Source organism: Sphingomonas sp. A2-49 (assembly GCF_025548555.1).
Taxonomy (GTDB): domain Bacteria; phylum Pseudomonadota; class Alphaproteobacteria; order Sphingomonadales; family Sphingomonadaceae; genus Sphingomonas.
In genome coordinates this window covers 522,008-535,539 of record NZ_JAJLPA010000001.1, presented here as the reverse complement: position 1 = coordinate 535,539, position 13,532 = coordinate 522,008, and the positions used below count along the sequence as shown (strand labels likewise).

General features: G+C 67.8%; 13 protein-coding genes. 10 read left to right on the top strand and 3 right to left on the bottom strand.

The annotated features are described in order from the left end of the window. Position 1: 1 nt before the first annotated feature. Both LPN01_RS02535 and LPN01_RS02530 read left to right on the top strand, forming a co-directional pair. The gene (locus LPN01_RS02535) at positions 2–190 is read left to right on the top strand and encodes a DUF4926 domain-containing protein (protein ID WP_262826774.1); all 189 of its coding nucleotides are present in this window, start codon (positions 2–4) and stop codon (positions 188–190) included. Continuing rightward, positions 187–522 carry a DUF6883 domain-containing protein gene (locus LPN01_RS02530; protein ID WP_262826773.1) on the top strand — a complete coding sequence of 112 codons (336 nt, stop codon included), beginning with the start codon at positions 187–189 and terminating at the stop codon, positions 520–522. The genes LPN01_RS02535 and LPN01_RS02530 overlap by 4 nt, the downstream gene beginning before the upstream one ends. A 43-nt stretch (positions 523–565) precedes the next feature. Here the strand turns inward: LPN01_RS02530 and LPN01_RS02525 are convergent, their stop codons facing one another. Continuing rightward, entirely contained in the window at positions 566–1,033 is a 468-nt protein-coding gene (locus LPN01_RS02525; RefSeq protein ID WP_262826772.1) for an Hsp20 family protein, read from the bottom strand. A 252-nt stretch (positions 1,034–1,285) separates the two neighbouring features. Between LPN01_RS02525 and LPN01_RS02520 the strand changes: the two genes are divergently transcribed. The 5 genes from LPN01_RS02520 (at position 1,286) to LPN01_RS02500 (ending at position 7,312) form a co-directional block, all read left to right on the top strand. Next, positions 1,286–3,814, top strand: a complete 2,529-nt coding sequence (locus LPN01_RS02520) for a TonB-dependent receptor (protein ID WP_262826771.1) — start codon at positions 1,286–1,288, stop codon at positions 3,812–3,814. Positions 3,815–4,274: 460 nt separating this feature from the next. Then, entirely contained in the window at positions 4,275–5,519 is a 1,245-nt protein-coding gene (locus LPN01_RS02515; protein ID WP_262826770.1) for a lipoprotein-releasing ABC transporter permease subunit, read from the top strand. Then, positions 5,512–6,246, top strand: a complete 735-nt coding sequence (locus tag LPN01_RS02510) for an ABC transporter ATP-binding protein (protein ID WP_262826769.1) — start codon at positions 5,512–5,514, stop codon at positions 6,244–6,246. Before LPN01_RS02515 ends, LPN01_RS02510 begins: the two co-directional genes overlap by 8 nt. Continuing rightward, positions 6,243–6,836 (top strand): GNAT family N-acetyltransferase, encoded by a 594-nt coding sequence (locus LPN01_RS02505; RefSeq protein ID WP_262826768.1) that lies wholly within the window; start codon positions 6,243–6,245, stop codon positions 6,834–6,836. Before LPN01_RS02510 ends, LPN01_RS02505 begins: the two co-directional genes overlap by 4 nt. Beyond that, positions 6,833–7,312 (top strand): glutathione peroxidase, encoded by a 480-nt coding sequence (locus LPN01_RS02500; protein ID WP_262826767.1) that lies wholly within the window; start codon positions 6,833–6,835, stop codon positions 7,310–7,312. The genes LPN01_RS02505 and LPN01_RS02500 overlap by 4 nt, the downstream gene beginning before the upstream one ends. 13 nt (positions 7,313–7,325) lie before the next feature. Here the strand turns inward: LPN01_RS02500 and LPN01_RS02495 are convergent, their stop codons facing one another. Then, positions 7,326–7,907 carry an HdeD family acid-resistance protein gene (locus LPN01_RS02495; protein WP_262826766.1) on the bottom strand — a complete coding sequence of 194 codons (582 nt, stop codon included), beginning with the start codon at positions 7,905–7,907 and terminating at the stop codon, positions 7,326–7,328. Between the two features lie 97 nt (positions 7,908–8,004). Between LPN01_RS02495 and dnaE the strand changes: the two genes are divergently transcribed. Beyond that, positions 8,005–11,502 (top strand): DNA polymerase III subunit alpha, encoded by a 3,498-nt coding sequence (gene dnaE, locus LPN01_RS02490; protein WP_262826765.1) that lies wholly within the window; start codon positions 8,005–8,007, stop codon positions 11,500–11,502. Between the two features lie 4 nt (positions 11,503–11,506). Then, positions 11,507–12,034: a molybdenum cofactor biosynthesis protein B gene (gene moaB, locus LPN01_RS02485; RefSeq protein ID WP_262826764.1), complete on the top strand. Its 528-nt coding sequence runs from the start codon at positions 11,507–11,509 to the stop codon at positions 12,032–12,034. Between the two features lie 9 nt (positions 12,035–12,043). Here the strand turns inward: moaB and LPN01_RS02480 are convergent, their stop codons facing one another. Continuing rightward, a complete protein-coding gene (locus tag LPN01_RS02480; protein ID WP_262826763.1) occupies positions 12,044–12,382 on the bottom strand; it encodes a VOC family protein in 339 nt (112 codons plus the stop codon). A gap of 55 nt (positions 12,383–12,437) precedes the next feature. On the opposite strand from LPN01_RS02480, the gene LPN01_RS02475 reads away from it, so the two are divergent. Then, positions 12,438–13,517 carry a PA0069 family radical SAM protein gene (locus LPN01_RS02475; protein ID WP_262826762.1) on the top strand — a complete coding sequence of 360 codons (1,080 nt, stop codon included), beginning with the start codon at positions 12,438–12,440 and terminating at the stop codon, positions 13,515–13,517. The last annotated feature ends 15 nt before the right edge of the window (positions 13,518–13,532 follow it).

Sequence of the window (13,532 nt, the reverse complement as noted above, 5' to 3'; positions counted from 1 at the left end):
GGTGCCGGACGACCACGCCGTCGTTCGACTTCGGTCGCTGGTCGGCACCGACGCTGGCATCCTGTTGCCGAATGCGATCGGTACGATCGTGTACCGGCATGCCGACGGCAACAGTTACGAGGTGGAATTCACCGATCCAGTCGCGCAGGTTATCACGCTGCATGCCGAAGACGTATCGCCGGCCGAATGACGGACCTGCCGGGACCGCGCATCGTCGAGATGGCGAAGATCCGGGATTACCTGCTCAGTGACTCGCACCCCACCGGAAGAGCCAAGGCGGCATTCTTCCGGAGTTTCGGTTTCACCCTGACGGATGCGGTCGGTCTGGCGGCGGCGATCGATCAGCACGGCGCCACCCGCCCGGTCGTTGGCATCCGTACCAACGATTTCGGCATCAAGCACGAGGTGCGCTGCACTCTGATCGCGCCCGATGGGCGCCAACCGTGCATCATTACGATCTGGCTTCAGGCTGCCGGCGAGACGAGCGTACGGCTCATCTCGGCCTCTCCCGCGAAGGTCTGAGCAGAAGGGCGCCCGGCCGGATGCCGGGCGCCCCATCGGTGTCTTAGGCGGCTTCGGCCACGTCGGTCTTGGGTTCGACCGCGGCGAGCGGGGCGCCGGTCTTGATCGCGATGCTCTTGGGCTTCATCGCCTCGGGCACCTCGCGGACCAGGTCGATCACCAGCAGGCCGTCGTTGAGGCGCGCATCCTCGACGAAGACGAAATCGGCGAGTTCGAAGCGCCGCTCGAAGCTGCGGTTCGCGATGCCGACGTGCAGGAAGCTCGCGCCGGCGGCGCGGTCGTCCTTCTTTCCCGCGACCAGCAGCAGGTTCTGCTGTGCGGTGATCTCGATCTCGTCGCGCGCGAAGCCGGCAACGGCCAGCGTGATGCGATAGCGGTCCTCGGCAAGCCGCTCGAGATTGAAGGGGGGATAGTTTTCCGCCGTCGGCGCCCGGGCGTTGCTTTCCAGCATGTCGAACAGGCGGTCGAAACCGATGGTCGAGCGGCGATAGGGGGTAAGGTCGAGTCGCATGTCAAATCCTCCGATAGAAGCGAGTTGAACGACGGCATCCACGCGGGGTGCGATGCCGGTGCACGGCCCGTCATCGGCACCGTGCGACGCCAATCTGGTTCGCGCCCGAACGGGTTCAAGACGGTGTCCTCGGGAAAAATGTCGGTCCGATCCCGGCTCCGAAGCGCGGCTTTGCGCGCCCCAAGCTTCTCCATCTTTGAATATCCACTGCGACAGTAGAGTTTGCCGGCAAAAGACCACAGGGAGCTCATCATGTCGTGGACGCTAGCCTTTCTTCTCGCCGGCCAGGCCGCCGTTCCGCCCGTGCCCGCGACGGGCCCGGCGACCGCGCCGCAGGAGGCCGCGCCCGCGGGGCAGGACGACCAGGCGACGACCGGCCGGACCGGACCCGCCGCGAGCAACGCCGGTGGCGACATCCTGGTCACCGCGCGCCGCCGTGCCGAATCGGTCCAGCGCGTGCCGATCGCGATGTCGGTGATCGGCGGCACCGCGCTCGCCGAGACGGGGACGTACAACGTCAACCGGCTGACCCAGCTGCAACCCTCGCTGCAATTCTATTCGACCAATCCGCGCAATTCCGCCGCCAATATCCGCGGCCTCGGCGCGCCGTTCGGGCTGACCAACGACGGCATCGAACAGGGCGTCGGCATCTATGTCGACCAGATCTATTACAGCCGCATCGCCTCCGCGACGTTCGACTTCACCGATACCGAGCGGATCGAGGTGCTGCGCGGGCCGCAGGGGACGCTGTACGGCAAGAACACGACCGCCGGCGCGATCAACGTCACGACGCGCAAGCCGAGCTTCACGCCCGAGGCGCGGGTGGAACTGACCGGCGGCAATCTCGATTTCTTCCAGGGCAAGGCATCGGTGTCCGGACCCCTCGTCGAGGACAAGGTCGCCATCCGCCTGTCGACGTCGATCACCACCCGACGCGGCACGATCCGCAACGTCCGCCAGGACGAATGGCAGAACAGCCAGGACAACCAGTCGCTGCGCGCGCAGATCTACTGGAAGGCGAGCGAGGCGCTCGATTGGACGCTTTATGGCGACTATAACCGGCAGGATCCGAACTGTTGCGTGCAATATTACGCGCGGGTCGGCGCGACGCAGCGGCCGCTGAGCCGGCAATATGCCGCGCTCGCCGCGGCGCAGGGGTATGCGGTGCCGTCCACCGACGCGTTCGACCGGGTGACCGACGTCGATACCGACCTGCGCGCGAAACAGGAACTGGGCGGGTTGTCGCTGGTCGGCAACCTCGACCTCGGCGGCGCGACGCTGACGTCGGTATCGGCGTGGCGCTTCTGGCACTGGAACCCGTCGAACGACCGCGATTTCATCGGCCTCGCGGTGACGCCGGTGTCTGCCAACCCGTCGCAGCAGAGCCAGGCGAGCCAGGAAATCCGCATCGCCTCCAACGGCACCCGCACGCTCGACTATGTCGCCGGCGCCTTCTATTTCTATCAGACGATCGATACGCAGGGCTTGCAGGTGCAGGGGCCCGCGGCGAGCCGCTTCCTGCTCAATCCGGGCAATCCGCCGTTCCTCGCCAACGGCTGTTCGACGCTGACCGCCAACGCCTGCAACCCGGCGGTGCTGAACGGGCTCGCCTCGCGCAACACGATCGGGTTCAAGAATACGTCGGCGGCGCTGTTCGGCAAGCTGACCTGGCATGCCGACGAGCGGCTGTCGATCTCGCCGGGCCTGCGCCTCAACTACGACAAGAAGGAAGGCAGCTACGTCTCGTTGGTGACGACGGGCAGTGGCGCGACGCTGGACTGTTCGGCGGCGGCGCAGGCGGCGAGCGGCGTCGCGCGCGATCGTTGCGGCGTGCTCGCCCCGCAGAGCTATCGCCCCGATTTCGACAACTGGAACCTGTCGGGCGACCTCACCGTCGCCTATGATGTCAGCGATACGGTGCATTATTACGCGACCTATGCGCGCAGCTACAAATCGGGCGGGATCAACCTGTCGGGCCTGCCGCTCGATGCGAACAATGCGCCGATCCTCGCGACCGCGACGGTGCGACCGGAAAAGGTCAACCATTTCGAACTGGGGCTGAAGACGCAGTTCGCCGACCGGCGCGCGACGGTGAACCTCGCCGCCTTCTGGACCGAGATCGAGGATTACCAGACCACGGTCAACAACCTCCAGGTCAACGTGCTGCGCGGCTATCTCGCCAATGCGCCCAAGGTCCGAACCCGCGGGTTCGAACTCGACACCGCCTTTCGTCCGACCGCCCGCCTCAACATCTATGGCAACGCCGCCTACACGGACGCGAAATACGTCCGCTTCGCCAATGCGCCATGCCCGCCCGAACTGTCCGGCGGCACCGCCTTGCCCGTGGTCAACGGCCAGATCGTGGGCACGCCGGCGGCGGCGGGTACGCCGGGCAATTCGCCGCCCTATTGCGACATCTCCGGACAGGCGCTGCCGGGCGTCTCGAAATGGGCCTTCTCCTACGGCGCCGAATACAATCTGCCGGCGCGGATATTCGGGGTGGACGGGCAATTCTACGCCGGCGTCGACGGCAGTTACCGCTCGCGCTTCTCGTCCAATCCGTCGCGCTCGGCCTATACGGACATCGACGGCTATGCGCTGACCAACTTCCGCCTCGGTTATCGCAGGGAAGGGGCGTGGAACGTCTTCGGCTGGCTGCGCAACGCTTTCGATACCGATTATTACGAGGTGCTGGCGACCCAGTCGGGCAGCACCGGGCTGATCGTCGGCCAGCCCGGCGACCCGCGCACCTATGGCCTGACGCTGTCGAAAAGCTTCTGACCGGATCGGGACCATCGTCGCATCGCGACGATGGCCTGAACCTTCGCGGGGCCGCCGACGATTTCGCGGCGCGCGTTATCGCGGCGTTCAGGATTGATCTGGAATAACCGGGACTGCCGGACAGGGGGCGCGAATTGGAAGCTCCCTCCCTCTGCCCGGCGCTTCGCCGCCGGGTCGGAAACGGCAAACGCCCGGACCGTTGCCGATCCGGGCGCCTGCGTGACGAGAAAACCCGTCAGCCCCCTTAGGTCGCCTCCCGGTGCGCGCGTATTTCGCTGCGCTACCAATCGGCTATTCCCCGAACCACGGCCGTTGCCTGTGTCCCAGATGAGTATTGGCTAGGCAGTCGCACGGACTTTGTCACCGCGAATGTGGGGGGCGGGCATCGATTGATGCCACCCTGTGTCGAATCCGCAACATTTGTTGCTTGTAGCCGAAGCCTCTCCTAGAGCCTCGGGCCATGCTTCTCTCAGCCTACGAACGGATGATCGCCCGGCGCTACCTGCTCCCGGGCAAGGGAGAGGCGTTCATCTTCCTCGTCGCCTCGATCAGCCTCGTCGCGGTGATGCTGGGCGTCGCCGCGCTCGTCATCGTGATGAGCGTGATGAACGGCTTCCGCGCCGAACTGTTCGACAAGATCGTGGGGTTGAACGGCCATGCCGTCGTACAGGGGGCGGGGGGGCGCCTGCCGGACTGGCGCGAGATCGTGGCGGAGGCGCGGCGCACGCCCGGGGTCACCTCCGCGGTGCCGATGGTCGAGCAACCGCTCGCCGCGACCTACAACGGCCGCGCCGAGGCGGTGCTGGTCCGCGGCCTCGCGACGCCGGACCTGCGCCGGATGATCGCGGGCAAGCTCGTCATGGGCACCCTCGCGGGGATCAATCCGGGCAGCGGCCGCATCGCGATCGGATCGCGGCTGGCGGAGGCGCTCGGCGCGCAGGTCGGCAGCGACGTGTCGCTGTTCAGCCCGCAGGGGCAGACGACGCCGTTCGGCACCGTCCCGCGCATCGTCAGCTACAAGGTCGGCGCGATCTTCGAGATCGGGCTGTACGACTACGACAAATCCTATGTCATCATGCCGATCGAGGACGCGCAGACGCTGCTGCTGCTCGGCGACAACGTCGGGATGGTCGAATTGCAGACGGTGGACGCGGACAAGGTCGGCCCGATCCTAGCCCCGCTCGCCGACAGGCTGGGCGGCAATGCGGTGATCGCGGACTGGCGCAGCATGAACGCACAGCTGTTCCAGGCGCTGGAGGTGGAGCGCGTCGCGATGTTCACCGTCCTGTCGATCATCATCCTGGTGGCGGTGTTCAACATCCTGTCCTCGCTCATCATGCTGGTCCGCGCCAAGACGCGCGACATCGCGATCCTGCGGACGATGGGGGCGACGCGCGGCGGGCTGATGCGGATCTTCATGGTGGTCGGCACGACGATCGGCGCGCTGGGAACGCTCGCCGGACTGGTGCTCGGCTTCATCTTCCTCTTCTATCGCCAGGCGGTGGTGAACCTCGTCCAGCTCGTCACGGGACAGAATCTGTGGGACCCCTCGATCCGCTACCTGACCGAGCTGCCGTCGAAGACCGACCCCGTGGAGATCGTCATTATCGCGCTGATGGCGCTGGTGTTCAGCTTCCTCGCCACGCTCTATCCGGCGTGGAAGGCGGCGAGCACCGATCCGGTACAGGTGCTGCGCTATGAATAGTCCCGACGCGACCGGTGGCGGCGGTGTCCTGCGGCGCGGGCCGGTACCGGCGGACGATGTCGCGGTGCTGCGCACCACGGGCCTGACCCGCAGCTTCACGCAGGGTGGCGAGACGATCCACGTCCTGCGCGGCATCGACCTGTCGGTGGCGCCCGGAGAGATCGTCGCGCTGGTCGGCCCGTCGGGGTCGGGGAAGTCGACGTTGCTCCAGGCAGTCGGCCTGCTCGAAGGGGGCTTCCAGGGCTCGATCCGCATCGCCGGCACGGAGGCGGCGCAGCTCGATGCGCACGGACGCACGGTGATGCGCCGCGACTATCTGGGCTTCGTCTACCAGTTTCATCACCTGCTGCCCGATTTCAACGCAACCGAGAATGTCGTGCTGCCGCAACTGGTCCATGGTGCCGAGCGCAAGGCGGCGGATGCCCGGGCCACCGGGCTGCTCAGCGCGCTGGGGCTGGCGCATCGGCTGACGCACCGCCCGAGCCAGCTGTCGGGCGGCGAGCAGCAGCGCGTCGCCGTCGCGCGCGCGCTCGCCAACCGCCCGGCGCTGGTGCTGGCGGACGAGCCGACCGGCAACCTCGACGAACACACTGCCGACATCGTCCTCGCCGAATTCCTGCGGCTGGTCCGCGGCGAAGGGTCGGCCGCGCTGATCGCGACGCATAACGAGCGGCTGGCGCAGAAGATGGACCGCGTCGTCCGCCTGCACGAGGGCGTGCTGTCGTGACCGGATGGGACGCGACGCCGACGCTCGTCGGCCGTCACGTCACCTTGCGACCGCTGGTCGAGGGCGACCTGCCGGCACTCGTCGAGGCGGCGCGGATCGGCGACCTGTGGAATATCTTCTACGCCAACGTATCGATGATGCGCACGCCCGAACGCTGGTGGGCGGCGGCGTCGCGCGAGCAGGCGTTCGGCCGGGCGCGGCCGTTCGCGGTCGAGACGCCGGACGGCCGGGTCGTCGGCACGACCCGCTACATGCGGATGGCGTCCGCGCATCGCCGGCTGGAGATCGGGGGGACCTTCTATGCAAAGGCGGTGCAGCGGACCGGCGTGAATACCGAAGCCAAGCTGATGCTGCTGACCCATGCGTTCGAGACGATGGACGTCCAGTGCGTGCAGATCCGCACCGATGCGCTGAACGCGCGCAGCCAGGCGGCGATCGAGCGGCTCGGCGCGAAGAAGGACGGCGTCCTGCGCGGGCATCAGCAGATGGCCGACGGGCGGCTGCGCGACAGCGTCGTCTATTCGATCCTCGACCGCGAATGGCCGGGAGTGAAGGCCAATCTGCGCTATCTGTTGGAGCGACACGCATGAGCGCGATCACCGATCTGGCCGTACAGGGTGCCGATGGCGCGACCGTGGCGCTGGATCGCTGGGCGGGGCAGGTGCTGCTGATCGTCAACACCGCGTCGAAATGCGGCTTCACACCGCAATATGAAGGGCTGGAGGCGCTGCACCGCCGCTATGCCGACCGCGGCTTCGCGGTGCTCGGCTTTCCCTGCAACCAGTTCGGGGCGCAGGAACCGGGCGACGCGGCGGAGATCGCGAATTTCTGCTCGCTCACCTACGACGTCACCTTTCCCGTCTTCGCGAAGGTCGACGTCAACGGCGCCGGTGCGGAGCCGCTGTTCGACCGGCTCAAGTCCGGCGCGCCCGGCCTGCTGGGGTCGAAGGCGATCAAGTGGAACTTCACCAAGTTCCTCGTCAACCGCGCCGGCGAGGTCGTGCACCGCTACGCGCCGACCACCAAGCCCGAACAGCTCGCCGCGGATATCGCGGCGCTGTTGTAGGACGCGGCCTGCCTTACGATTCCGGCACGGCGAACGCCGGCGCGCCCTTGCGATGGTTCAGCGCCGACGCCACCGATGCGACGCCGCCGAACACGAAGCTGATCCCCAGGATATAGCCGGGCAGCGTCGCGGCGGACCAGGGAAGGGTGGCGAACACGTACACCGCCAGCAGCAGGTTGACGACGCCGAGTGCGATCATCAGCCCGCGGCCCCGCCGGAAGCGCGCGCCGAGGCCGATCTCCAGCGCCCCGCGCACCCCGAGCCAGACCGCGACCATCACCGTCAGCGACACCGCGCCCGACACCGGGTTGAACGCCATCAGCAATCCGACGACGAGCGACAGGACGCCGAAGCCGATCGCGTAGCCGCGCCCCTCATGCCCTCGTCCCGCCCAGCCGGCCACGAGCGACACCAGCCCTGCGGCGATGAACAGCGCACCGACCACCATCGTCGCGGCATAGGTGGCCGCGAACGGATCGAGGAAGGCGAGCACGCTGAGCCCGACCGACAGCAGGCCATAGGCGAGCATCCACGCCCATCCGGCGCCGGTGGCCGGGGTCGCGGATGGGGCGGCATACATGCGGCTGTCGGTCATGTCCGGGCTCCTTCGTCGAGCCGCGGTAACGGAGTTATCCACCGCCGGTTCCACCCTTCGCCTGTTCGAATCGCGCGCCTTGGGCTAACGCCTTCGGATGGTTCATTCCGGTTTCGTGCCGCTCCGCATATTCTCGTCCTACACGATGCTCGACGGGGCGATCGAGCCCAAGGCGATCGCCACCCGGGCGAAGGCGATGCGCTTCCCCGCGGCTGGCCTGACCGATCGCAACGGGCTGTACGCCGCCATGGCCTTTTCGGACGCCGCCAAGAAAGAAGGCGTTCAGCCGGTGATCGGGACGATGCTGTGCGTCGCGCGGCCGGGCATGCCCGACGGCGTGGCCGCGCCACTCGACTGGATCGCGCTCTACGCGCAGGACATGCGCGGCTACGACAATCTGTGCGCGCTCGTCAGCCTCGCGCATCTCGACCGGCCGATCGAATTGCCTGCGCATGTCGATTTCGCCGCGCTCGAAGGCCGGACCGACGGGCTGATCGCATTGACCGCGGGCGGCGAGGGGGCGCTCGCGCGCCTGTTCCACGAGGATCAGCCGGCGCGCGCGCTGGCCTATGCCGACCGGTTGCAGGCGCTGTTCCCCGACCGGCTGTACGTCGAGCTCGCACGCCGCAGCGATCCGGTGGAGGAGGCGGCGGAACAGGCGCTGGTCGACCTCGCCTACGACCGCGGCCTGCCGCTGGTCGCGACCAACCCCTGCTGCTTTTCCGACAGCGCCTTCCTCGATGCGCACGATGCCATGTTGTGCATCGCCAATTCGACCTATGTCGAGAGCGTCGACCGGATCCGCAGCTGCCCCGATGCGTGGCTGAAGCCGGCGGACACGATGATCCAGCTGTTCGCCGACCTGCCCGAGGCGATCGCCAACACGATGGTCGTCGCGCAGCGCTGCGCGGTGATGGCGCCCTATCGCAAGCCGATCCTGCCGACGCTCGCCGGCGATCTGGCCGGCGAGGCGCAGATGCTGCGCGACGACGCCGCGGCGGGGCTGGAGGCGCGGCTCGACCGGATCGAACAGCTCGGCACGCAGCCCGCGGACGATCCCGCCTGGCGCGACGCCTATCGCCAGCGCCTCGCGTTCGAGGTCGACGTGATCGTCCAGATGGGCTTCCCCGGCTATTTCCTGATCGTCGCCGACTTCATCAAATGGGCGAAGGACCATGACATTCCGGTCGGGCCGGGGCGCGGATCGGGCGCGGGCTCGGTCGTCGCCTGGGCGCTGACCATCACCGATCTCGACCCGATCAAGCTCGGCCTGCTGTTCGAACGCTTCCTCAACCCGGAACGCGTGTCGATGCCCGATTTCGACATTGACTTCTGCGAAACCCGGCGTGGCGAGGTCATCCGCTACGTCCAGGAAAAATACGGCCGCGATCAGGTCGCGCAGATCATCACCTTCGGTAAGCTGAAGGCACGCGCCGTGCTGAAGGACACCGGCCGCGTTCTCCAGATGAGCTACGGTCAGGTCGATCGCCTCGCCAAGCTGGTGCCGAACCATCCGACCGATCCCTGGGACCTCAAGCGCGCGCTCAACGGCGTGCCGGAGCTGGCCAAGGAATATGCGAACGACAACCAGGTCCGCCGGCTGCTCGACCTCGCCACCAAGCTGGAGGGGCTGCCGCGCCATTCGTCCACCCACGCCGCCGGCGTGGTGATCGGCGACCGGCCGCTCGCGCAGCTGGTGCCGCTGTACCGCGACCCGCGATCGGACATGCCGGTCACCCAGTTCGACATGAAATATGTCGAGGGCGCCGGCCTCGTGAAGTTCGACTTCCTCGGCCTCAAGACGCTGTCGGTTCTGAAGAAGGCGGTGCAACTCCTTGCGAAGCGGGGCATTTCGATCGACCTCGACGCGCTGCTGTGGGACGACGAGGCGGTCTACAGACTGCTCCAGAAGGGCGACACCGTCGGCGTGTTCCAGCTCGAATCGGAGGGCATGCGCCGTACGCTGTCGGCGGTGCGTCCGACCAATTTCGGCGACATCATCGCGCTCGTGTCGCTCTATAGACCGGGTCCGATGGACAATATCCCGAGCTTCGGGCGCCGCAAGCAGGGCACCGAGCCGATCGTCTATCCGCATCGGCTGCTCGAACCGATCCTCGCCGAAACCTACGGCATCTTCGTCTACCAGGAACAGGTGATGCAGGCGGCGCAGGTGCTGGCCGGCTACAGCCTGGGCGGCGCCGACATGCTCCGCCGCGCGATGGGCAAGAAGATCAAGGCGGAGATGGACGCCCAGCGCGCCGGCTTCGTCGAGGGGTGCCTGACGGTCAACGGCATCAAGGCGGCCGAGGCGAATGCGTTGTTCGACCTGATCGACAAGTTCGCCGGCTATGGCTTCAACAAGAGCCATGCCGCGGCCTATGCGCTGCTCGCCTATCAGACCGCATGGCTGAAGGCGCATCACCCGCACGAATTCTACGCCGCCTCGATGTGCTACGACATGGCGCAGACCGACAAGCTGTGCATCTTCGTCGACGACATGCGGCGGCTGGGCGTCGACATCCTCGGCCCCGACGTCAACCGCAGCGACGCCGAATTCGACGTCGAGGAAACCGCCGACGGGCTGGCCGTGCGCTACGCGCTCGCCGCGCTGAAGTCGGTCGGCGAGGGCGCGATGGAGCGGCTGGTCGTCGAACGCAGCGCCAACGGCCCGTTCCGCGACATCGACGATCTGGCGACCCGCGTCGACCCGCGCCTCATCAACAAGCGCCAGCTGGAGACGCTCGCCGCGAGCGGGACCTTCGACAGCTTCGACACCAACCGCGCGGGCATCCATGCCGTCGCCGAGACGATCCTGGCGGTGGCCGCGCGCACGCACGAGGGCAAGACCAGCGGGCAGCACGGCCTGTTCGGCGCCGAGGACGTGGCGGGCGACCGGATCAAGCTGCCCGCCACCGCGCGCTGGACCATGGCGGAGGCGATGGAGCAGGAAAAGGAGGCGTTCGGCTTTTATTTCTCGGCGCACCCGGTCGACCGCCACGCGCACCTCGCCAAGATGCACGGCGCGCGCCAATATGTCGCGCTCACCGAATTGCGCATCCCGGAAGACGGCACGCGCGCCGGCGCGACGATGGCGGTGCTGGTCGAGGATGCGCGCTGGCGCACCTCGGCGCGGGGCAAGCGCTACATGATGGCCACCGTGTCCGACGCCAGCGGCCAGTTCGTCGCGACCTGCTTCGACGATTCGGTCGCGGCGGAGCTGGAGGAGGCGGCGCGCTGCGGCGGCTGCGGCCTCGTCACCGTCGAACTCGACCGGCGGCCGGGTGAAGAGACGCCGCGCGTCTCGATCAAGCGCATCCAGCCGTTCGAGACGCTGGCGTCGATCGCACGCTTCACCATCGAGGCGAAGGTGGCGCATCCCGCCGCCTTCGACGCGCTGTCGCGGCTGCTCGCACATCATCGCGGCGCGCGTGGCGAGGTCCGCGTGCGCGTCCCCGCCGCGGACGGCGAGGCGACGCTGCTGCTCGGTCGCGACTTCCTGCTCGACATGGAACTGGTCGAGACGATCCAGGCGATCCCCGGCATCAGCGACGTCGCGCTCGACCGCGTCGCCTCGCAATTGCGGTCGGTGGGGTAAGGCGATGCCGATCGACGCCAGCCTCGCCTTCCGCCCCGTCAACATCGCCGTCCTGACCGTGTCCGATACCCGCGGACTTGCCGAGGACCGGTCGGGCGACACGCTGGTCGCGCGGATCGCGGCGGCGGGCCACGTCCTCGCCGACCGCGTCATCCTGCGCGACGACACCGATGCGATCGTCGCGCAGCTGCACCGCTGGATCGACGATCCGGACGTCGACTGCATCGTCACCACCGGCGGCACCGGCGTCACCGGCCGCGACGTCACGCCCGAAGCGGTCGAACGCGTCGCGAGCAAGATGATCCCCGGCTTCGGCGAGCTGTTCCGCTGGCTGAGCTATGCCAAGATCGGCACCTCCACCATCCAGTCACGCGCCTGCGCCTGCGTCGCCCGCGGCACCTACATCTTCGCGCTGCCCGGCTCGACCGGCGCGGTGAAGGACGGCTGGGACGGTATCCTGAAGGACCAGCTCGACAGTCGCCACCGGCCCTGCAATTTCGTCGAGCTGATGCCCCGCCTGCTGGAACGGTGAGCGCGGGGGCTATCCCGGCTGCATCACCGCCAGTTCGTGATCGTCGGGATCGGCGAAATGGAAGCGGCGGCCGCCGGGGAAGGCGAACGGGGCCATGGTGATGCGGCCCCCGGCCGCCTCGATTGCCGCCAGCGCGGCGTCGAGATCGTCGACCCCGATCACCGGCAGCGCCGCCGCGGATTTTTCCGAATCGTCCGCTTGGAACCCGACATCGGTGTCGCCGGTCGTCGTCGCGGCGTAGGTCGGACCGAAATCGCTGAACGCCCATCCGAACGCCGCGCCGTAGAACGCCTTCGCCCGGGCCGTGTCGGTCACCGGCAGTTCCAGATAGTTCAGTCGCGCCGCCATCGATTCGCCCTCCAAGGTTCTTGCTATGTTCTACGTCGCGCCCTAACGTCGCACAATGGCCCCGCAGCATGCCAGACGCCCCGTCCGCGGAGCCACCGTCAACGCCGAAAGCCGGCGCTTCAACCTGCCGCAGACGGAGGCGGATGGCGACTGGCTGGATGCGCGGGGCGCGATCGACGGTGCGCCGCCGCCGCTGCGCACCAGCGTCACGCGCGAGCATCCGCGGACGATCATCAGCCGCAACGCCTCGCCCGACATCGGTTTCGATCGCTCGATCAATCCGTATCGCGGCTGCGAACATGGCTGCATCTATTGTTTCGCGCGACCGACGCATGCCTTTCACGACCTGTCGCCCGGCCTCGATTTCGAATCGCGGCTGTTCGCCAAGCCCGATGCGGCGGCGCTGCTTCGCGCCGAACTGGGCAAGCGCGGCTATGCGGTCGCGCCGATCGCGCTCGGCACCAACACCGACCCCTATCAGCCGATCGAAAGCGACTGGCGAATCACGCGCGACATCGTGGCGGTGCTCGCCGAGACCCGCCACCCGCTGACCATCACCACCAAGTCGGATCGCGTGCTGCGCGACCTCGACCTGCTCGTACCGATGGCGGCCGAGGGGCTCGCCGGGGTGGCGCTGTCGATCACCTCGCTCGACGCGCGGATCGCCGCGACGGTCGAGCCGCGCGCGCCGCATCCCGAACGGCGGCTGAAGGCGGTGCGGGCGCTCGCCGATGCCGGCGTCCCCGTCTACGTCTCGATCGCGCCCGTCATCCCGGGGATCACCGACCATGAGCTCGAACATCTGGTCGAACGGGCGGCGGAGGCGGGGGCGCGGGGGTGTTTCTTCATCCCGATCCGTTTGCCGCACGAGGTCGCACCGCTGTTCCGCGCGTGGCTCGACACGCATTTCCCCGATCGCGCCGCCAAGGTGATGGCGACGATCCGGTCGCTGCGCGGGGATCGGGACAACGATCCCGACTTCTTCACCCGGATGCGCGGGTCCGGGCCCTGGGCGGAGCTGCTGCGGACGCGGTTCCGCATCGCGATCCGCAAGCACGGGCTTGCCAGCCGCAGCACGCCGCTGCGCTGCGACCTGTTCCGGCCGCCGGCGGGGCCGCAGGGCGAATTGTTCTGATCGGGGGCGGTCACC

What these genes read in the sequence shown, in the direction of transcription:
- LPN01_RS02530 (WP_262826773.1), top strand. Translation starts at nt 187, where the DNA reads ATGACGGACCTGCCGGGACCGCGCATCGTCGAGATGGCGAAGATCCGG.
- LPN01_RS02525 (WP_262826772.1), bottom strand. Translation starts at nt 1,033, where the DNA reads ATGCGACTCGACCTTACCCCCTATCGCCGCTCGACCATCGGTTTCGAC.
- LPN01_RS02520 (WP_262826771.1), top strand. Translation starts at nt 1,286, where the DNA reads ATGTCGTGGACGCTAGCCTTTCTTCTCGCCGGCCAGGCCGCCGTTCCG.
- LPN01_RS02515 (WP_262826770.1), top strand. Translation starts at nt 4,275, where the DNA reads ATGCTTCTCTCAGCCTACGAACGGATGATCGCCCGGCGCTACCTGCTC.
- LPN01_RS02510 (WP_262826769.1), top strand. Translation starts at nt 5,512, where the DNA reads ATGAATAGTCCCGACGCGACCGGTGGCGGCGGTGTCCTGCGGCGCGGG.
- LPN01_RS02500 (WP_262826767.1), top strand. Translation starts at nt 6,833, where the DNA reads ATGAGCGCGATCACCGATCTGGCCGTACAGGGTGCCGATGGCGCGACC.
- LPN01_RS02495 (WP_262826766.1), bottom strand. Translation starts at nt 7,907, where the DNA reads ATGACCGACAGCCGCATGTATGCCGCCCCATCCGCGACCCCGGCCACC.
- dnaE (WP_262826765.1), top strand. Translation starts at nt 8,005, where the DNA reads ATGGTTCATTCCGGTTTCGTGCCGCTCCGCATATTCTCGTCCTACACG.
- moaB (WP_262826764.1), top strand. Translation starts at nt 11,507, where the DNA reads ATGCCGATCGACGCCAGCCTCGCCTTCCGCCCCGTCAACATCGCCGTC.
- LPN01_RS02480 (WP_262826763.1), bottom strand. Translation starts at nt 12,382, where the DNA reads ATGGCGGCGCGACTGAACTATCTGGAACTGCCGGTGACCGACACGGCC.
- LPN01_RS02475 (WP_262826762.1), top strand. Translation starts at nt 12,438, where the DNA reads ATGGCCCCGCAGCATGCCAGACGCCCCGTCCGCGGAGCCACCGTCAAC.